Source organism: Microbacterium terrae, from assembly GCF_017831975.1.
GTDB lineage: Bacteria > Actinomycetota > Actinomycetes > Actinomycetales > Microbacteriaceae > Microbacterium > Microbacterium terrae.
This window is the reverse complement of record NZ_JAFDSS010000001.1, coordinates 3,786,164-3,805,125: the sequence shown is the minus strand read 5'-3', so window position 1 is coordinate 3,805,125 and position 18,962 is coordinate 3,786,164. Positions and strand designations below refer to the sequence as shown.

General features: G+C 71.0%; 17 protein-coding genes. 11 read left to right on the top strand and 6 right to left on the bottom strand.

From position 1 onward, the window contains the following. Positions 1 to 7: 7 nt before the first annotated feature. On the top strand, positions 8 to 1,378 hold the full coding sequence (locus JOD63_RS17205) for a cryptochrome/photolyase family protein (protein ID WP_045274607.1): 1,371 nt from the start codon (positions 8 to 10) through the stop codon (positions 1,376 to 1,378). A gap of 27 nt (positions 1,379 to 1,405) precedes the next feature. Here the strand turns inward: JOD63_RS17205 and JOD63_RS17200 are convergent, their stop codons facing one another. The 3 genes from JOD63_RS17200 to JOD63_RS17190 all read right to left on the bottom strand — a co-directional run bounded on the left by JOD63_RS17200 (position 1,406) and on the right by JOD63_RS17190 (position 5,431). Then, entirely contained in the window at positions 1,406 to 2,968 is a 1,563-nt protein-coding gene (locus JOD63_RS17200; protein WP_245617941.1) for a CitMHS family transporter, read from the bottom strand. Positions 2,969 to 3,012: 44 nt separating this feature from the next. Further along, positions 3,013 to 4,458, bottom strand: coding sequence for an SAF domain-containing protein (locus JOD63_RS18310; RefSeq protein WP_045274608.1), 1,446 nt, complete (start codon positions 4,456 to 4,458; stop codon positions 3,013 to 3,015). A gap of 166 nt (positions 4,459 to 4,624) precedes the next feature. Further along, a complete protein-coding gene (locus JOD63_RS17190) occupies positions 4,625 to 5,431 on the bottom strand; it encodes a FadR/GntR family transcriptional regulator (protein ID WP_052682366.1) in 807 nt (268 codons plus the stop codon). 107 nt (positions 5,432 to 5,538) lie between these two features. Between JOD63_RS17190 and JOD63_RS17185 the strand changes: the two genes are divergently transcribed. The 5 genes from JOD63_RS17185 to JOD63_RS17165 all read left to right on the top strand — a co-directional run bounded on the left by JOD63_RS17185 (position 5,539) and on the right by JOD63_RS17165 (position 9,933). Beyond that, complete coding sequence (locus tag JOD63_RS17185) at positions 5,539 to 6,210, top strand: aspartate/glutamate racemase family protein (RefSeq protein WP_052682367.1); 672 nt, start codon at positions 5,539 to 5,541, stop codon at positions 6,208 to 6,210. Continuing rightward, positions 6,207 to 7,484 carry a 3-oxo-tetronate kinase gene (gene otnK, locus JOD63_RS17180; protein WP_045274609.1) on the top strand — a complete coding sequence of 426 codons (1,278 nt, stop codon included), beginning with the start codon at positions 6,207 to 6,209 and terminating at the stop codon, positions 7,482 to 7,484. Before JOD63_RS17185 ends, otnK begins: the two co-directional genes overlap by 4 nt. Continuing rightward, positions 7,481 to 8,080: a class II aldolase/adducin family protein gene (locus JOD63_RS17175; RefSeq protein ID WP_045274610.1), complete on the top strand. Its 600-nt coding sequence runs from the start codon at positions 7,481 to 7,483 to the stop codon at positions 8,078 to 8,080. The genes otnK and JOD63_RS17175 overlap by 4 nt, the downstream gene beginning before the upstream one ends. 64 nt (positions 8,081 to 8,144) lie before the next feature. After that, entirely contained in the window at positions 8,145 to 8,798 is a 654-nt protein-coding gene (locus tag JOD63_RS17170; protein ID WP_342667283.1) for an NADPH-dependent F420 reductase, read from the top strand. Positions 8,799 to 8,853: 55 nt separating this feature from the next. Then, positions 8,854 to 9,933, top strand: coding sequence for an MsnO8 family LLM class oxidoreductase (locus JOD63_RS17165; protein ID WP_045274612.1), 1,080 nt, complete (start codon positions 8,854 to 8,856; stop codon positions 9,931 to 9,933). A 4-nt stretch (positions 9,934 to 9,937) separates the two neighbouring features. Here the strand turns inward: JOD63_RS17165 and JOD63_RS17160 are convergent, their stop codons facing one another. The 3 genes from JOD63_RS17160 to pheA form a co-directional block, all read right to left on the bottom strand. Further along, positions 9,938 to 11,023 carry a class I SAM-dependent methyltransferase gene (locus tag JOD63_RS17160; protein WP_045274613.1) on the bottom strand — a complete coding sequence of 362 codons (1,086 nt, stop codon included), beginning with the start codon at positions 11,021 to 11,023 and terminating at the stop codon, positions 9,938 to 9,940. Positions 11,024 to 11,331: 308 nt separating this feature from the next. Further along, positions 11,332 to 11,769 carry a pyridoxamine 5'-phosphate oxidase family protein gene (locus JOD63_RS17155; RefSeq protein ID WP_045274614.1) on the bottom strand — a complete coding sequence of 146 codons (438 nt, stop codon included), beginning with the start codon at positions 11,767 to 11,769 and terminating at the stop codon, positions 11,332 to 11,334. After that, the gene (gene pheA / locus JOD63_RS17150; RefSeq protein ID WP_045274615.1) at positions 11,766 to 12,743 is read right to left on the bottom strand and encodes a prephenate dehydratase; all 978 of its coding nucleotides are present in this window, start codon (positions 12,741 to 12,743) and stop codon (positions 11,766 to 11,768) included. Before pheA ends, JOD63_RS17155 begins: the two co-directional genes overlap by 4 nt. A 215-nt stretch (positions 12,744 to 12,958) precedes the next feature. On the opposite strand from pheA, the gene pgm reads away from it, so the two are divergent. From pgm to JOD63_RS17125, 5 genes are all read left to right on the top strand, one after another. Next, on the top strand, positions 12,959 to 14,599 hold the full coding sequence (gene pgm / locus JOD63_RS17145) for a phosphoglucomutase (alpha-D-glucose-1,6-bisphosphate-dependent) (RefSeq protein WP_045274616.1): 1,641 nt from the start codon (positions 12,959 to 12,961) through the stop codon (positions 14,597 to 14,599). A 150-nt stretch (positions 14,600 to 14,749) separates the two neighbouring features. Then, positions 14,750 to 15,799, top strand: a complete 1,050-nt coding sequence (locus tag JOD63_RS17140; RefSeq protein ID WP_045274617.1) for an ABC transporter ATP-binding protein — start codon at positions 14,750 to 14,752, stop codon at positions 15,797 to 15,799. After that, complete coding sequence (locus JOD63_RS17135) at positions 15,796 to 16,893, top strand: ABC transporter permease (protein ID WP_045274618.1); 1,098 nt, start codon at positions 15,796 to 15,798, stop codon at positions 16,891 to 16,893. Before JOD63_RS17140 ends, JOD63_RS17135 begins: the two co-directional genes overlap by 4 nt. Before the next feature lie 230 nt (positions 16,894 to 17,123). Further along, positions 17,124 to 18,026: a DUF6807 domain-containing protein gene (locus JOD63_RS17130; protein WP_045274619.1), complete on the top strand. Its 903-nt coding sequence runs from the start codon at positions 17,124 to 17,126 to the stop codon at positions 18,024 to 18,026. Next, positions 18,023 to 18,748 (top strand): cupin domain-containing protein, encoded by a 726-nt coding sequence (locus tag JOD63_RS17125; RefSeq protein ID WP_045274620.1) that lies wholly within the window; start codon positions 18,023 to 18,025, stop codon positions 18,746 to 18,748. The genes JOD63_RS17130 and JOD63_RS17125 overlap by 4 nt, the downstream gene beginning before the upstream one ends. Positions 18,749 to 18,962 lie beyond the last annotated feature (214 nt).

Sequence of the window (18,962 nt, the reverse complement as noted above, 5' to 3'; positions counted from 1 at the left end):
TGGAACGATGACCGGCCCGAGCATCGTGTGGCTGCGCGACGACCTGCGCCTGGCCGACAACCCGGCTCTGCGCGCAGCCGTCGATCGCGGCGAGCCCCTCCTCGTGCTCTTCGTGCTCGACGAGGAGTCGCCCGGTATGCGCCCGCTCGGCGGCGCGGCGCGGTGGTGGCTGCACCACTCGCTCGCCTCCCTCGACGAGCGCCTGCGCGACCGCGGCGCCGCGCTCGTGCTACGCCTGGGCCCTGCCGAGCGGGTGGTCGCCGAGACGGTGACGGATGCCGGTGCCGGCGCGGTCTTCTGGAACCGGCGCTACGGCGGGCCGGAGCGGGCGATCGACACGGCACTCAAGGCGTCGCTGCGCGACCGCGGCATCGAAGTGCGCTCGTTCGCGGCATCCGTCCTGTTCGAGCCCTGGACCGTGACCACCGGCGCCGGCACGCCCTTCTCGGTCTACACGCCGTTCTGGCGCGCCTGCCTCGCCGGGCCGGCGCCCCGCACGCCGCTGGCGGAGCCGCGGCACGTATCGGGAGCGACGGATGCCGTCGCATCCGACGACCTGGATGCGTGGGGGCTCCTCCCCCGCAACCCCGACTGGGCGGGCGGGCTCCGCGACGCGTGGGAGCCGGGCGAGCTCGCGGCGCGACGGCGGCTGCGCGAGTTCCTCGACGACGACCTGGCCGGCTACGACCGCTCCCGCGACGAACCGGCCGCCGGTGCGACCTCGCTGCTGTCGCCGCGGCTGCGGTGGGGCGAGCTCAGTCCGCACACGGTGTGGCGCGAGACGCTGGCCGGCGGCCATGGCGGCGCGTTCCTCTCCGAACTCGGCTGGCGCGAGTTCGCCTGGCACACGCTCTATCGGTTCCCGGACCTCGCGACCGACAACCTGCGCCCGGAGTTCGACGCGTTCCCGTGGCCGCCCCTCGACGAGGCCGCACTGACCGCGTGGCGACGCGGGCGCACCGGCGTGCCGCTCGTCGACGCCGGCATGCGCGAGCTGTGGACCACCGGGTTCATGCACAACCGCGTACGCATGGTCACGGCGTCATTCCTGATCAAGAATCTGCTCGTGGACTGGCGGCTGGGCGAGCAGTGGTACTGGGACACGCTCGTCGACGCGGATGCCGCGAGCAACCCCTTCAACTGGCAGTGGGTCGCCGGCTCGGGCGCCGACGCGGCACCGTACTTCCGCGTCTTCAACCCCGAGCTGCAGGCGAAGAAGTTCGATCCCGATCGCCGGTACATCGGCGAGTGGGCGCCCGAGCACGTGTCCGAGAACCCGCCCGAGCCGATCGTCGACCTCGGAGAGACCCGCAAGGCCGCCCTCGCGGCCTACGAGCATGTGAAGCAGGCGGCGCGCGCGACGAAGGGGCCGGCCTGACGGCCGACCCCTCCGCTCACCACGTGCTCAGCTCGCGGGCACGGACTCCTCGCGGTCATGCGCGTCGGTCTTCTCGGACTGCGGCGACTCGCCGGCCATCGCGCGGCGCTTGCGACGGCGCCGCTCGACCAGAGTCACGATCGCCGCGACGACGGCGACGAACGCCACCACCACGAGCCAGAACTGCCACGAGCCGACCGGGAGCACCGGCACCGGGATCGCTCCGGTCGCGAACGATGTGCCGATCATAATCACGAAGATGCCCGCTGCCCACTTGCCGGCGCTGCGCTGCCACTCGCCCATGTCGACCTTCGTGAGGTTGAGCAGCAGGTAGATGAACGCCGTCAGCGGGCTCAGCATGTGGAACGCCTGTCCCATCAGTGAGGCGTACCCCATGTCGAACTGCGAGAACCCGTACTGCTGGCCGGCCTCGGCGAGCACCGGCAGCACCCCGTAGAAGAACGCGTCGTTCGAGATGAAGAACCCGCCCGGGGCCGACACCAGCGCGACGACGAACGGCCAGGAGTCGCCGAACGCCGGCGGGAAGACGTCGACGAGGCTGTTGGCGACGGCCGTCGACATGCCCGAGTTGGTGAAGATGCCCATAAACACACCTGCGGCGATGACCATGATCACGGTGGCCAGCACGTCGGCCGACACCGAGTCGAGGAACTTCTTCAGCTCGGGGATCACCGGGAAGTTGATCGCCATCGCGATGAGCGTGCCGAAGAGGAAGATGAACACCGGCTCGAACAGACCCATCATCAGCACCGTGAGCGCGCCGATGGTGAGCACGGCGTTGATCGTCATGATCGTGCGGTTGCGCGTCACGGTCATGACGCCGCTGTCGAGCTTGCGGGACTCCATCAGCTCGTCGATCTCGGCGTTGGTGAGTTCCGAGATGCCGAGTCGCTTGCGCTCGCGCAAGCCGCGGTAGACGCACACCAGCAGCATGAACGCGATCGACAGCGCCATCGGCAGCAGCAGCGCCTGCAAGATCTCGTTGGCCGTCACCTCGGGGAGGACCGCCAGCATTCGCGCCGTCGGGCCGCTCCACGGGAGCAGGTTCAGGATCGTGTTCATCAGGATCAGGATCACCGCGAGGTCCATGAGCCTGAGGCCGAGCTTGCGGTAGATCGGGATGAGGGCCGAGCAGACGATCAGAGTCGTCGTCGTGCCGTCGCCGGAGAGCGAGACGACCGCCGAGATGATCCCCGTTCCGACGAGGATCTTCAGGGGGTCACCCTTCGCGATCCGCAGGATCTGCTTGGTCACCGGATCGAACAGCCCGACGGTGAGCATCACCGAGAAGAACAGGATGGCGAAGAGCAGCATGAACGCCGTCTTCGACGTCTGGATCATGCCGTCGAGCGACCAGTCGCCAATGGCCTGGAACTGGTTGAGCAGCGTCACATCGGCGGGCGCCATCTCGAGGTAGGTCGCGACCGAATCGGTGAAGATGCCGAAGAACGCGCCGACGATGGCGAACACGATCGGCACGAGGGCGAGCCCGACGAACGGGTGGATGCGCTTGAGCATGATCAACGTCATGAAGACGAGGATCGTGAGCCACGCGAACAGGGTGATCACAGGAAATACGCTCCTTTACGTACGCGGATGAGGGAGGGATCGGGTCAGCGGGCGACGCCGGCGGGAAGGCCAGCCTCGGCGAGCTCGAAGCGGTCGTCCTGCTGCTCGCGCAACTCCCAGAGCGCCGACGCCTCCGGGCGCTCGACCATGTCGTAGGTGATGACCGTTCCGGCGGGGATGTCGCGCGTGGCGCGATTGCCGGTGAGCAGGTGCGCGGCTGCCGCGTTGTCTGCGGCGATGCGCGCCGCCGGGACGATGCGCGCCGTGGTCTGCGGGCTGTGGTCGTTGCCGAAGACGTCGCCGGCCTTGATGTCGTGCGCGGCGACTTTGATGAGGTCGAAGTGCGGACGGTAGGTCTCGGCACCCGTGTCGACGCCGAGCTGCACGGCGGCGAGGAGGCTCACCGAGGTCTCGACTCCACAGAGGTGGTACGGGCGGTAGATGACCGTCGCGGTGCCATCGGCGTTCGCGATCTGCCCCTTGGTGGTGAGGATGTGGTTCGAGTACTCGTTCTCGGCGCGCACGGTGATCCATACGCCGCCCCCGAGTCCCGACTCGTCGGGGGTGCGCAGGCACGTCGCCAGATCGATCGCGCCGGGCGCCGCGTAGATGCCGCCGTCGCCGACGAGAGCGTAGGCGACGGGGATCTCGGTGATCCGGAGGGGCGCGTGCTCGAGCGTGTCCACCTGCGGCGCGAAGCCGAGGTAGTTGGCGGCGATCGCCATCTCGCACAGGTCGTACGAGCCGGGCTGCGGAAGCCGGGCGAGGATCCGGCGGCGCTCCTCGATGTAGCGGAACGACTCCCCCTCCGGGATCTTCGCGAGCCACTTGCGATCCTCCGGAGCAACCGTGATCTCCTCGACGAACGGCGCGTGGATCTTCTTGTCGGTGTGGATGCGCACCGTCGAGGCTTCGGGGTCGTAGATGTACTCACCGTCGGTGGCCTTGCCGGCGGCGATCACGTCGAGGCCGACCAGCTTCGCCCACTCCACCAGCTGCACGAGCAGACCGTGCTGATCGCCGTCGACGGGCGTGTAGACGACGCCGGCTTCGACGGCGAGCGCGCGAAGCTCGGGACCGACGGTGACATCGGTGTCTTTCGTGACCATCGCGACGTGCTTGCCGGCGGCGATCGCGTCGCGGGCGTAGCGGGCGCTCGCCTCGGGGATGCCGGTGCCTTCGCAGACGATGTCGATGGCGGGCAGGAGTGCCACGATGTCGGCCCGGTCGGTGACGACACGTCCGCCGCCGTCGAGGATCGCCTGCGCGGCCTCAGCGGTGTCGGCATACGCGAAGTCGTCGGTCGTGAGTCCGGACTTGAGGTAGGCGCCGATCGCGTTCTCGAGGTTGATGTCGGCGACGACGCGGACCGTGAGTCCGGGCGTGTACGCCGCCTGGGTCACCACGGCCGTCGAGTACTGGCCGGCGCCGATCACTGCGGCGGTCACGACGGGGTGATCCGTGCGGTTGAACAGGTGGTGATAGATCACGGGGAGCCTCGCGTTCCTGGGTCGTCTTCGTCTCGGCGGCGATCACGTCGTCGTGGAGTGTGGGATGGCATCCGGGAGAGCGGATGTGGCGCACCTGCGCCGAAGACAGTATTACCCCAAGTGGTCGACTGGTCAACCACAAAATAAGAAATGCGAAGGGATGAGCTCAGTCCGCGTCGGGTCCGCCCCCGTCGGCGGAGGCCGTCGAGAGGGTGTCGATGAGGCGTCCGCCGGCGAGGCGCATGTGCGTCCGCATGTACGCCTCCGCCCCCTCCGGGTCGCCGTCGCGAATCGCCTCGTAGACCGGGACGTGCTCGCGGTACGAGGGCTCGAACGTCTCTGCGGCCGACATCACGCGATGGATCCAGACCCGCAGCAGAGCGGCGATCGACTTCAGCATGTTGCCGAGCGCCTCGTTGCCCGCGGCATCGGCGATGGCGAGGTGGAACGCGACATCGGCATCGACGAACTGCTCGGTGGTGACGGCGCGCTCCATGGCGGCGAGCGCCGCTTCGATCGCCTCCAGCTGCTCGGGCGTGCGGCGTTCGGCGGCGAGGCGAGCCGTGGCCTGTTCCAGGAACTTCCGGGCCTCGACGAGGTCGGACGCCTGGCGGCCGCCCAGCAGCAGCCCCCACTCGATGACCCGCGGGAGGAACACCGAGTCGGCACCGCGGAAGTAGGTTCCACCGCCGTGGCGGAACTCGACCACGCCCAGGAGTCCCAGCGATTTGAGCGCCTCGCGCACGATGGATCGACCGATCCCGAACGACTCGGCGAACTGCCGCTCCGAGGGGAGCTTGTCGCCCGCGGCCACATGCCCCGACAGGATGTAGTCGATGATCGCACGGGCGATCTCGTTGGACGGCGGCTCGACCGGCGAGAAGGTGATCTCCCGCAGCCCTTCGACGGCACCCGCAGCCCGCGGCGGGCGCCCGCGACGACGCTCGGCTGAATCGGGAACCTCAGTGGTCATGACCCGATCCTATTCGGCGTGACGATCGCAACTTGGCGATAAGTGGTCGACCAGTAATCCAGTTTTCGCTATAGTTTCTCCATCGCACTCGCTCTGGAGGAATTCCCGTGGTTCTCGACACTCCCCGCATCGCGGTGATCAGCGCCGTGTCCGCGGCGATCGGTCCGGCCGCATCCGCCATCGACGCCAACGTGACCGGCGTCGAGGTGTGGAACATCCTCGACGATCGTCTCCTGACCGACGCCCGCGCCCACGGGATCCGCACCGAGGAACGCGAACGGATGGGTCGCCTCATCGATCACGCGGTGCGCGGTGGAGCCGACGGCGTGCTCGTGACCTGCTCTCTCTACGGCAGCGTCGTTCGCTCGCTCGCCGGTCACATCGACGTGCCCGTGCTCACGGCCGACGATGCGGCGTTCGCCGAGATCGCGGAGCTCGACTACTCCCGCATCATCCTGGTCGCTCCCCTCGCCGAGGCGCTCGAGGACTCCACCGCACGCCTGCGCGCCTCGCTGCCGCGCCACTCGGCGCTCACGATCGTCGGCGTGATCGCCGAGGGTGCCCACACCGCGACGAGCCCGCTCGCGCTGGCGGAGAGCATCGCCGCCGCGACGGCTCCGGTCCGCGACTCCGCCGACGCGATCTTCCTCGCTCAGTACTCGCTCGCGCCCGCCGCGGAGGCGGTGGCCGAGCTCACGGGGCTGCCCGTCATCACGACGCCCGGAAGCGCTGCGCGCTCGCTCGCGTCGCTCGTGGCACACGAAAGGGCGAGCGCATGATCGGCGCCATCGCGGACGACTTCACCGGCGCGACGGATGTCGCCGTGGCGTTCCGTCGCGCGGGCATGCGGACCCTCGTGTATTTCGGCATCCCCGGCCACGCGATCGACGCGCCCGCCGACGCCGTCGTGATCGCGCTGAAGACGCGCACCGTGCCGGTCGACGACGCGGTCTCGGAGTCGACGGCTGCCGCGCGGTGGCTCCAGGAGAACGGCGCCACCCAGCTGTACTTCAAGTACTGCTCCACCTTCGACTCCCGGCCGGAGGGGAACATCGGCCCGGTGGCCGACGCACTCGCCGACCTCAGCGGGGCGCGTGTGACGCCGATCGTGCCGAGCTCTCCCCCGCACCGGCGCACGCAGTACATGGGCAACCTCTTCGTCGGGCGCCAGCTGCTGTCGCAGTCGCCGATGCGCCACCATCCGCTCACTCCGATGCGCAAGTCGTCGGTCGCGGATCTGCTCGCACCGCAGACCGCGCGACCGATCGCACTGCTCGATCTGGAGGAGGTGCGGGAGGGCAGCGCCGCCCTGCGACAGCGGGTCGAGGCCCTCCCCGACCGCTCGTACGCCGTCATCGACGCGATCGACGACGTCGATCTCCTCCACGTCGCCCGCGCCTTCATCGACGAGCCGCTCCTGACCGGAGCCGCCGGGCTCGCCGCCGCCCTCGGAGCGGTCGCGCTGGAACGCCGCGCGACCGCATACTCCGGGCTGGATTCCGCGCCCGCCGACATCGATCCGTCGCTTCCCGGGGTCGCCCTGGCCGGCAGCTGCTCGGCCCGCACCCTTCAGCAGATCGCGATCATGGCCGAACGCGGGCATCCCGCGCTCCACGTCCGCGCCGAGCGCGACGCGCGACCCGAGGATCTCGCCGCCGACGCCCTCGCCTGGATCGACCAGCAGGATCTGGCAGACGGCCCGCTCGTGTATTCGTCGCTCCCGCCCGCCGAGCTGCGCGAGGTGCAGGAGCGCCTCGGCGTCGCCGAGGCATCGACACTCCTGGAGACGACGATGGGCCTGGTGGCCCGCGGTCTCGTCGAGCGGGGCGTCACGCGCATCGTGGTCGCCGGCGGTGAGACGTCGGGCGCGGTGGTGCAGGCGCTCGCGGTCGACGGTGCCGAGATCGGCCTCGAAGCGGCCCCGGGCGTTCCCTGGATCCGCACGCTCGGCCCACGTCCGCTCACGCTCCTGCTGAAGTCCGGGAACTTCGGCGACGAGAACCTCCTGGCGGACGCCGTCGGCGGCGAGCGCGTCGGAGGACTGGTCGCATGACGGGCACTGACAGCCGCCTCCGCGCGGACGTCGTGGGGGTCGCGCACTCGCTCTTCGCGCGCGGGTACACACACGGCAGCACCGGCAACGTATCGGCACGGACGGAGCGAGGCATCCTCGTCACTCCCACCGGCGTGAGCCTCGGCGTGGTGACGCCGGAGGATCTGTCGCTCATCGATCTCGACGGCACGCACCTCGACGGCCCTGCGCCGACGAAGGAGGCGTTTCTCCATGCCGCCGTGCTCGCGGCGCGGCCGCAGGACGGCGCGGTGGTCCATACGCACTCGCTGTACTCCGCGGCGCTGTCCGCCCTCGCCGGTCTCGACGAGCGCGACGTGCTCCCCCGCCTCACGGCGTACTACACGATGCGCATCGAGCGGCTGCCGCTGCTGCCGTACTACGCGCCCGGTGACGACGGGCTCGGCCCGCTCGCCCGCGCGGAGGCGGCGTCCACCAACGCTCTCCTGCTGCGCAACCACGGACCGGTCGTCTCGGCGAAGGACGTCCGCGCCGCGGCCGACGCGCTCGAGGAGCTCGAGCAGACGGCGCGGCTGCACTTCATCACGTCGGGTCGCGAGCTGCACCTCGTCCCCTGAGGCACCACACCGTCACACGCGGAAACCCGATCACCCCGCCGGAATAGCCGCGCGACGGGCGCCGTTGCGCCTCACCATGACAACGATCGGAATCATCGGTGCAGGACACATCGGCAGCGCGCTCGCCCAGGCCTTCTCGGGTCTCGGCTACGACGTGGTGATCTCGAACTCGCGCGGGCCGGAGACGCTCGCGGAGCTCGTCGCGGGGCTGGGCGACAACGTCAGGGCGGCGACGGCGACGGATTCCGCGGCCGCAGCCGACATCGCGGTCGTGACGGTTCCGCTGAAGGCCCTCGACCAGGTGCCGGTGGCCCCGCTCGCCGGCAAGGTCGTGCTCGACACGAACAACTACTACTTCGAGCGCGACGGCCACATCGACGCGCTCGACCGCGGCGAGACGACAACCTCGGAACTGCTGCAGCAGCACCTGCCGACCTCGCACGTCGTCAAGGCGTTCAACCACCTCTACGCGTCCGACATCAACACGACGGGCCTGCCCGCGGGCGACCCCGACCGCCGTGCGCTCGGCACCGCGAGCGACCACGACGAGGCGGTCGCCCTCGTCACCGACCTGTACGACCGGCTCGGCTTCGACACCGTGAACGTCGGGCCGCTCAGCGAATCGTGGCGTCTCGAGCGCGACCGCCCGGCGTACGTGGTGCGCCAGACCGCCGCCGAGCTGCGCGAGAACGCGGCGAAGGCGAACCGGCTCCCCTGATCCGGACGCGCATCCGCGGAATACCGGATGCCGCGGCGGGGGTTGCACCCGTGTGATGAGCACCGCGACCCCCGCCCCCGACCAGTCCGCCCTCTCCCTCTCGGTCCTCGACCTGGTTCCGGTGCGCACCGGGCAGACCAGCGCACAGGCGGTCGCAGCATCCCTCGCCCTCGCCGCGACGGCGGATCGACTCGGATTCCGGCGGTTCTGGTTCGCCGAGCACCACAACATGCCGGCGGTCGCGTCGACCACACCGCCGGTGCTCGCCGCCGCGGCGGCCGCCCGCACCACCCGCATCCGCGTCGGCTCGGGCGGCGTGATGCTCCCCAACCACTCGCCACTCGTCGTGGCCGAGCAGTTCGCGGCGCTCGAGGCGCTCGCGCCGGGTCGCGTCGACCTCGGCATCGGTCGCGCCCCCGGCTCCGACCCGGTGATCACGCAGATGCTGCGCCAGTCGGGCACCACGAGCGACGTCGAGCGCTTCCCCGAGCACGTGCGCGACATCGCCGCCCTCGTCTCACCCGAGGGCGCATCGCTGCGATTCACCAGCGGGGGCACGTACGACGTGCACGCGACACCGGCGGCGACCGGCGCACCCGAGGTGTGGCTGCTCGGCTCGAGCGACTACTCGGCACAGCTCGCCGCCTCGTTCGGGCTGCCGTACGTGTTCGCGAACCACTTCTCGGGTCAGGGGCTCGAGCGCGCGCTCGACCTCTACCGCACCCAGTTCCAGCCGTCGGAGCACCTGTCGGCTCCCCGCACCTTCCTCACCGCGAACGCGGTGGCGGCGCCCACAGCCGAAGAAGCGGAAGCACGGTCGCTGCCCAACCAGCGCATGATGGCGCGGCTGCGCACGAACAAGCCGCTCGTCCCGGCCGAGACCGTCGAGCAGGCGCTCGCCGGCGCCGCCGATTTCGACGGGCTCGCCACCGAGATCATGGCGTCCGCCCGCACGGGCTGGTTCGTCGGCACGGGCGCCGACGTCGCGAGCGCCCTCACGGCGTTCGCCGCGAAGCACGGGGTGGACGAGGTGATGATCTCGCCGATCGCCGGCGCCTACGATGCGGAGCCGATGGATGCCGCGATCGGCCGCACGCAGACGCTCGAGCTCATCGCGGCCGCGCTCGGGCTCTGAGGGCTCAGCGCGTCAGGGAGTAGAACCGGAAGAAGCTGAAGTCCTCGATGGGCAGGATCTCGACGTCGGCGAAGCCGGCCCCTCGGGCGTAGCCGCGGAGCGTGTCGGGGCGCATCACCGTGCCGGTGCCGACGCTCGACGCGTGCGACAGGCCGTCGGGGAGGCAGCAGAACAGGCTGAAGCCGTACATCAGCCGCTCGAGCTCGTCGCCCGGTGCCCCGAAGCGCTCCGCCACCGCCTCGTCCATGATGACGACCGGTCCGCCCTCGCGCACGGCGAGGCGCATCGCGGCGAGAACGTCAGCGGGACGCGCCATGTCGTGGATGCACTCGAACGCGAACGCCGCGTCGAACCGTCCGTGGTTCGCGAGGCCGTCACCGTCGGCGTTGCGGAAGCTCACCCGGTCCGACACCCCGGCGTCGTCGGCGTTGCGGCGGGCGAGCTCGATCGACGCCTCGTCGATGTCGAAGCCCTCCACGACGAGCTCCGGGTAGGCCTGGGCCAGGGCGATCGACGACCAGCCTCCGCCCATGCCGATGTCGGCGATCCGTGCTCCCGGGGCCGACAGCACGGACTGGATCGCGTCCACGCCGGAGAACGCGTCGGCGAGTTCACCGAACCACGGCCGGTTCAGCCCCGCCTGCGCCTCGCGGGCGTCGGCGCCGAGGCGCTCCCACCCGACGCCGCCGCCGGTGCGGTACGCGTCGAGCAGCTCAGGGAGCACCGACGCGGTCGCGGCGAACAGCCGCGGCATCGGCCCGAGGTAGGCGAGGCTGCCGGCATCGGTGAGCACCTCGGCCGCTGCAGGAGGCAGGGTGTAGCGGCGCAGTTCGGGCGCGGCATCCGGAGCATCCACGGTCAGGATGCCCGACACAGCCTGCTGCTCGAGCCATTCCCGGGCGTAGCGGGGCGCAGTCGCCGTGCGCGCGGCGAGCTCCGGATAGGTGGCCGGTCCCTCGTCGACCAGGCTGCGGTACCACCCGAGCCGGTCGCCGAGGTACGCCGCCATGACGTCGATCCAGCCGAGCGTCGCGTCGAGCATCCGCTCGGCGAACTGCTCCGCGTTCATCGGGTCGGATGTTCCGCTCATGGCGCGCTCCTTCGGTGCGGCGATTCCGCCGGCGGCGCGCCGAGCCCGCGTCGCCGACGGTCACCTCACCGTCGGCGCGACGGCGCCCCAGCCGGTCGAGCAAGGCCCAGGGTACTGCGCGACCGCGGGCCGCGGCAGGGGGGCAGCAGCCGCGCGCGTTTCGTCTCGTCGCTGCGCCCCTCGCTCAACGACCGGGTGGCACAGCGCCCGCGGACGCACAGGCGCCCGGATGCGCGCGTTCGTCGCTGCGCTCCTCGCTCAACGCCCTGAGGCACCGGTCGTTGAGCGAGCGGAGCGAGACGAAACGCCTACCAGGCGATGAGCTTGTGCGGCCGGAAGACCACGACCATCGAGTAGTCGGCCCACATGCGCTCGGGCGTCGAGCCGAGCCCGGCGATGCCGGTGGCGTACTTGCCGAGGTAGGCCTCGCCGATGCGGCTGATCCACGATGCGGCATCCGCGTGCGAGATCTCGACTGTGCCCTGCAGCACGTGCATCTGCTCGCCGTCGTCGCCGGCCTCGAGGTGGAACAGCGCCCGCGCGTCGGCCCGCAGGTTCTTCGCCTTCGCCGATCCGGGCTGCACGAACACGATCACCGCGTCGTCGTGCCACAGGAACCACACCGGCACGGCGTGCGGGAACCCGTCGCGGCCGTTCGTGCCGAGCCAGCCGATCGCCTCCGACCGCAGGCGATCGAGCGCCCGGGCGTCGCGCTCCACCCTCTCGTCGAGGACGAAGGCGGTCACGTCAGGTCTCCGGGCTCGCCCGAGATGAGGCCGCGGAGCCAGTCGCGGGCCTCGACGAACACATCGTCGGAGTAGCGGTCGGGGTAGCGCACGACGGCACGGTCGGCGCGCGGGTACGACCCGAGGAAGATCACGCGCGGGCTGAAGCGCCGCAGCCCCATCAGCGCATCGGCCATGCGCTCGTCGGCGATGTGGCCGTCGGCGTCGATCACGAACCGATACCGCCCGAGGGCGTCGCCGATCGGCCGTGATGCGAGCAGCGACAGGTTGATCCCCCGGGTGGCGAACTGCTCGAGCATCTCAAGAAGCGCGCCGGGGTGATCGTCGGGCAGCTCCACGATGAGCGAGGTCTTGTCGGCGCCGGTCTGCGGCTGCGGGGCGACGGTGCGGCTCACCAGCACGAAACGCGTGACCGCGTTGGCGTTGTCGCCGATGTTCGAGGCGAGCAGCTCGAGCTCGTGGTGCTCGAGGATGCCGGGCGGCGCGATCGCCGCATCGGCGTCGCTCGAACCGTCGAGGAGCCCCATGGCGCTCGCGACGTTGCTGGCGGCGGGGATGTGGGCGTGGCCCGGGAGGGCGTTCGTGAGCCACTGCAGGCACTGCGCGTAGGCGACCGGATGCGCGGCCACGAGCGACACGTCGGCGAGCGCGGCACCGGGGCGTCCCACGAGCACGAACTCGACGGGCACGAGGTACTCCCCCACGATCCGCAGGCCCGGCACCGTTGCGAGCGCGTCCTGCGCGGTGGAGACGCCGCCGTCGACCGAGTTCTCGATCGCGATCATGGCGGCATCCGACCGGCCCTCGACGACGTCGGCGAGCGCCTCGCCGACGTTGCGCACCGGCCGCCACACCTGGCCGCGAGCCTCGGGAACCTGGGCGAGAGCCGCCTCGGTGAACGTTCCGGCCGGGCCGAGGTAGCTGTACGTGCGGCGGGCGGGCTCGGATGCCGCGACGGCAGGCTCGGAAGTCACGGGTGCCAGCCTAGCCCGGGCCTGTCGGCATTCCGCCCGGTGCCGATTGCAGGACGAACGGATGCCGCGCACCGCGCGGGGCGCGTGATTCCGGGCCGCACACGCGCGCGCCCGCCCATCCATCCTGCTTACGGCACGCCGGCGAGCCGGCGCGCGTGCGGCGTGCGGCGTCACGGATCGTGCGCGAGCGGCTCATGGGGGGCAGACTGGGGGGCATGAGTCGCGCAGGACAGCCCGCCGAAGCCACCGACCTCATCGACATCGATGAGCTGATCGCCGCCTATTACGACGTCAAGCCCGATCCCTCCGTCGCCGAGCAGCGCGTCGCCTTCGGCACGAGCGGCCACCGCGGCTCGAGCCTGTCGGCGAGCTTCAACGAGGTGCACATCCTCGCCACCACGCAGGCGATCGTCGACTACCGCCGGTCGCAGGGCATCGAGGGGCCGCTGTTCCTCGGGCGCGACACCCACGGCCTGTCGCTGCCGGCAGAGCGCAGCGCGATCGAGGTGCTGGTCGCCAATGGCATCGACGTCCGCGTCGACGCCCGCGACTCGTGGGTGCCGACCCCGGCTCTGAGCCACGCCATCCTGACGTACAACTCGGGACGGGATGCCGCCGACCCGGGCCGCGCAGACGGCATCGTCGTCACCCCGAGCCACAACCCGCCGCGTGACGGCGGGTTCAAGTACAACCCGCCGCACGGCGGCCCGGCCGACACCGACGCCACCGGGTGGATCGCCGATCGCGCCAACGAGCTGATCGCGGCCGGGCTCGCCGGTGTCGAGCGTAAGCTGCACGCCGACATCGACCTGGATGCGCTCGGCCAGTACGACTTCCGCGACGCGTACGTGCGCGACCTCGCCACGATCATCGACGTCGACGCCATCAAGGCGGCCGGGGTGCGGATCGGCGCCGACCCGCTGGGCGGAGCATCCGTCGAGTACTGGGCGCTGATCGCCGAGGTCTACGGGCTGGACCTCACCGTCGTGAACCCCGACGTCGACCCGACCTGGCGCTTCATGACGCTCGACTGGGACGAGAAGATCCGCATGGATCCGTCGTCGCCGTCGGCGATGGCCGCCCTCGTCGCCCGCCGCCACGAGTACGACATCCTCACCGGCAACGACGCCGACGCCGACCGCCACGGCATCGTCACCCCCGACGCCGGGCTCATGAACCCCAACCACTACCTGGCCGTCGCGATCGACTACCTGTTCGCCCACCGCGAGGGATGGCCGACGGATGCCGCGGTCGGCAAGACCCTGGTGTCGTCGATGATCATCGACCGGGTCGCCGAGTCGCTCGGGCGCACGCTGCTCGAGGTTCCCGTCGGCTTCAAGTGGTTCGTCCCGGGCCTGCTCGACGGCTCTGTCGCGTTCGGCGGCGAGGAATCGGCCGGTGCGTCGTTCCTCCGTCGCGACGGATCGGTCTGGACCACCGACAAGGACGGCATCCTGCTGTGCCTGCTCGCGGCCGAGATCCTCGCGGTGACCGGCAAGACGCCGTCGCAGCGCTACAGCGAGCTCGAGGCGGAGTTCGGAGCATCCGCGTACCAGCGTGTCGACGCTCCGGCGACGCCCGCGCAGAAGGCGGCGCTCGGCAAGCTCTCGGGCGACGCCGTCACCGCGACCGACCTCGCCGGCGAGCCGATCACGGCGAAGCTGTCGCACGCACCCGGAAACGGTGCGGCGATCGGCGGCCTCAAGGTACAGACGGAGCACGCCTGGTTCGCCGCACGCCCGTCGGGCACCGAAGACGTCTACAAGCTGTACGCCGAGTCGCTGCGCGGCCCCGAGCACCTCGCCGAGGTGCAGGCCGAGGCCCGTGCCGTCGTGACGGCAGCCCTCGGCGGCTGACGACGCAGCGGCCCGGGCGCGCTTCGACTCGCTCCTCGCGCTGAACGGAGGCGCGACCGACACCGGTCGTTGAGCGAGGAGCGCAGCGACGAGACGAAACGCCCCCGACCGCCGGGCCGGAGCACGCGGCTCACCCCCTAGGGTGGGACCGTGACGACACCGGGGATCGCTGCGACGGGGGTGCGGCGTTCGTTCGGCGACGTGCACGCCGTACGCGCCGCCACATTCGAGGTCCTGCCCGGGCGGGTGACGGGCCTGGTCGGCCCGAACGGCGCCGGCAAGACCACGCTGCTGCTCATGCTCGCCTCGCTGCTCGCGCCCGATGCCGGATCCATCCGCATCGACGGCGTCGATCCGCTCTCCGATCCGCAGGCGGTGCGCTCGCGGATCGGGTGGATGCCCGACGCACTCGGCGCGTGGGGCGCCCTCACCTCGCTCGAGACCCTCGTCGTCACCGGACAGCTGCACGACATGGACAAGGGCGCCGCGACCATGCGCGCCCACGCCCTGCTCCACGAGGTGGGGCTCGCCGACCTCGCGAAGGCACCCGCCCGTGTGCTCTCGCGCGGCCAGAAGCAGCGTCTGGGACTCGCCCGCGCCCTGGTGCACGACCCGCGCGTGCTGCTGCTCGACGAGCCGGCGTCAGGCCTCGACCCGCTCGCGCGCATCGAGCTGCGCACGCTGCTGCGCCGCTTCGCCGCCGAGGGCCGGACGGTGCTCGTGTCGAGCCATGTGCTGTCCGAGCTCGAAGAGGTCGTCGACGACGCGGTGTTCATGGTGGCGGGCGAGACCGTCGCCCAGGAGCGGGTGGATGCCGCTGCCCGCAGTGTGGCTCCGTGGCGCGTGCGCCTGGCCGGAGCCGACGCATCCGTCGCCGCCGAGCAGATCGCCGCCGCGCTCGGTCTCGCACCCGACGCCGTGCGCGTCGACCGGCGTGACGTGCTCATCGGCTTCGACTCCGAAGAGGCCGCTGCCGCAGCGCTCCGGTCGCTGGTGTCGGCAGATCTGGCGGTCGCCGAGTTCGCCGCCGCGCAGGGCAGCCTCGAGCGCACGTTCCTCGACCTCGGCACGACGGCGGCCGCACGCGTCCCGGCTGCGTCCCACGACGGCGCACCGGCATCCGATCCGTCTCCGCCCGAGCCTGCGGAGCAGTCCGCTGCTGCGGAACCGACCACCCCCGACGAGGAGACACGCGCATGAGCGGCCGCCGCCTCGGAACGATCGTCCGGCTGGAACTGACCCAGCGCACCCGCACCACCTCCTGGTACGTCATGCTCGGCGTCTTCGCCGCGCTCCTCGTTGGCGTCACGGTGCTGTCGTTCCTGGCGTGGCGCAGCGCACCCGAGCCCGGCCCGTGGATCTATTCGACGATCGTCTACATCACGCTGCTCCTGGTCGTGCTCGTGTCGCCCACCCTGAGCGGCAACGCGATCAACGGCGACCGTGAGGCCGCGACCCTCGCCACGGTGCAGGTCACCCTCGCGACCACCGCCGAGATCCTGTTCGGCAAGTGGTTCGCCGCGTGGATCACGGGCCTCGCCTTCGTCGCCGTGGCCACCCCCTTCCTGATCATCGCGACGATCACCGGCGGCGGCAGCGCGCTGACCATCCTGGTGTCGCTGCTCGTGCTCATCGTCGAGGTGGGCCTGATCTCGGCGATCGGCGTCGCGCTCAGCGGCATCCAGGCTCGTCCGCTCTTCTCGGTGGCGACGACGTACCTGGTCGTCGCGGCGCTCGTGATCGGCACGGTGATCGCGTTCTTCCTGGTCGGGTACTCCACCACGTCGACGGTGACCTCGACCACCCGCTACCTCGACTACAGCGCGGTCGACGGCGAAGAACCGCCCTGCTACCCCGGCGAGCAGTCCACCTCGGACTGGCCGTGCGACGAGGATGCCGAACCCGTGTGCAGCGACTGGGAGACCTACACCTACGAGGTGCCCCGGTACGACTACTGGTGGTGGATCCTCAGCGCGAACCCGTTCGTGATCCTCGCCGACGCGACCCCGACGACGTACGACCGGCAGGGCAACGTCGAGGACATGTTCGGGCAGATCAAGCTCGGCGTGCGCATGGCCCAGCAGCCCCCGCAGCTCGAATACACCTACGACGAGTGCGCACAACCGCAGGACGACACCTGGAAGTCCGCGGAGGAGACCATCGCCGGCTCGACACCGAGCTGGTTCATCGGACTCGGTCTGCAGGCCGTGCTCGCGGCCGCACTGCTGTGGGGGGCGTCGGCCCGCACCCGCACGCCCGCGCGCACCCTCCCGCCGGGAACACGCATCGCCTGACCCCCCGCCTCACCATCCTCCCCCCAACTCCTCGCGAGCGGGCACGTTCGTTGCGAGCGGGCACGCTCACCACGTGGCCTGTGCGCCCACTCGGGAGAAACGTGCCCGCTCGCGAGAAGAAGAAGAGGAGGCAGGCCAGGTCAGGGCGCGGTGCCGCGTCGATGCCGCGCTGCACTATGTCGAGCGAACCTGGGGAAGCGTTTTCCGTCGATCTGCGCCACAATGGACGCGTGGCCGACTTCACCCTCCGAACGACCGAGACAGACCTGACCGTCACCGCTGCCGGCGTCGACATCGCACGCTACGCATTCGACCCGGGCGGCGCGGCGTCGGAGGGCCCGAAGCCCTACCTGCATCCCGTCCGCGCCCTCGACGGGGCCGAGCTCACCGCCTTCCGCCCGTGGGACCACCGCTGGCACAAGGGTCTGCAGATGACCTGGACCGCCGTGTCGGGCCAGAACTTCTGGGGCGGGCCGACGTTCCAGCGCGAGACCGGGTACGTGCCGCTCGACAACGTCGGCCGCATGCGCCACGACGGGTTCACTGCCACGACCGAGACCGACACCTCGGTCTCGTTCACCGAGCAGCTCACCTGGATCACGCAGGCGGGCGACGACTGGTTCGCCGAGACCCGCACGCACCGGTTCCACGGCCTCGACACCGATCGCGGGCTCTGGCAGCTCGACTTCTCGAGCACGCTGCGCAACATCGCCGATCGCGAGCTCGAGCTCGGCAGCCCGACGACCGAGGGTCGGCCGAACGCGGGCTACACCGGTTTCGCGATCCGGATGCCGCGCGCCTGGACCGGCGGCCGCGTGCTGTCGGTCGACGCCGAGGACGCCGATGCGCTGATGGGTGCCGAGACGCCGTGGCTCGCGCTGTCGGGCGAGCACGACGAGGTCGACGGCGGCGGCACCGTGCTCGTCTTCGCCGGCTCGTCGACGGGAGCACCGCCGATCAAGTGGTTCGTGCGCAGCGAGCCGTTCCCGATCATGAGCCCGTCGGCCTCGTTCGACGAGCCGATCGTGCTCGCGCCGGGCGAGGAGGTGTCACTCAGCCACCGCCACGTGTTCGGCGACCGCGTGTGGACGGTGGACGAGACGCGCGCACTGGCGGCGGAGCTGGCGCCGTGACCACTCCCCTCTTCCCCGGCGGCGTGGCCGTGAGCGGCCTGCGCGTGTACGACTGGGAGGCGGAGGACGGATGCCGCGCCGGCAGCCCGCACCTGCACACGGCTTCGAGCGAGGGCTACGTCGTCACCGCGGGCTCGGGCGAGGTGCACACCGTCTCGGCGACCGGGCGGGCCGTGTACCGGCTCGAGCCGGGCGAAGTGGTGTGGTTCTCCCCCGGCACCGTGCATCGCCTCGTCAACCACGGCGACCTCGAACTCGTCGTGGTGATGCAGAACGCCGGACTCCCCGAGGCGGGCGACGCCGTGCTCACGTTCCCGGCCGCCGTGCTCGATGATCCCCTCGCCTACGCCGCCGCGGCGGCGCTGCCGGCCGACGCGGGCGATGCGGAGCGCGCGGATGCCGCGCGAGCCCGGCGCGACCTGGCCACCCGCGGCTATCTCGAACTGCTCGACGACCTCGAACGCCGCGGGGACGCGGCACTGGCCGAGCTGCACGCCCGGGCCGCACGGCTGGTGCAGCCCCGCGTCGCGCACTGGCGGAGCCTGTGGGAGTCGACGGTCGCGGCCGAGACCGAGCGCACCCGCGAGCAGCTCGTCTCGCTCGCCTCGGGCGACCCCGGCCTGCTCGGAGAGGCGGGGGTCGTGCGCGGCGAGCCCGCCCCCGGCGAGCGCCGCTACGGCATGTGCGGGCGCCTCCAGAGCTGGAAGTGGCCCTCGGCCTGAGCGCGCGGGGCGACACGTTTCGACTCGCTGTGCTCGCTCAACGACCGGGGGCGACACGCGTTTCGACTCGCTGTGCTCGCTCAACGACCGGGGGGGGCGCGACACGTTTCGACTCGCTGTGCTCGCTCAACGACCGGGGGGCGACCCGTTTCGACTCGCTGCGCTCGCTCAACGACCGGGGGGGCGACGCGTTTCGACTCGCTGCGCTCGCTCA

Bases quoted from the DNA above. Each gene is read 5' to 3' on its own strand.
- JOD63_RS17190 (WP_052682366.1), bottom strand. From the start codon at position 5,431: ATGACCACTGAGGTTCCCGATTCAGCCGAGCGTCGTCGCGGGCGCCCG.
- JOD63_RS17175 (WP_045274610.1), top strand. From the start codon at position 7,481: ATGACGGGCACTGACAGCCGCCTCCGCGCGGACGTCGTGGGGGTCGCG.
- otnK (WP_045274609.1), top strand. From the start codon at position 6,207: ATGATCGGCGCCATCGCGGACGACTTCACCGGCGCGACGGATGTCGCC.
- JOD63_RS17205 (WP_045274607.1), top strand. From the start codon at position 8: ATGACCGGCCCGAGCATCGTGTGGCTGCGCGACGACCTGCGCCTGGCC.
- JOD63_RS17135 (WP_045274618.1), top strand. From the start codon at position 15,796: ATGAGCGGCCGCCGCCTCGGAACGATCGTCCGGCTGGAACTGACCCAG.
- pgm (WP_045274616.1), top strand. From the start codon at position 12,959: ATGAGTCGCGCAGGACAGCCCGCCGAAGCCACCGACCTCATCGACATC.
- JOD63_RS17165 (WP_045274612.1), top strand. From the start codon at position 8,854: ATGAGCACCGCGACCCCCGCCCCCGACCAGTCCGCCCTCTCCCTCTCG.
- JOD63_RS17160 (WP_045274613.1), bottom strand. From the start codon at position 11,023: ATGAGCGGAACATCCGACCCGATGAACGCGGAGCAGTTCGCCGAGCGG.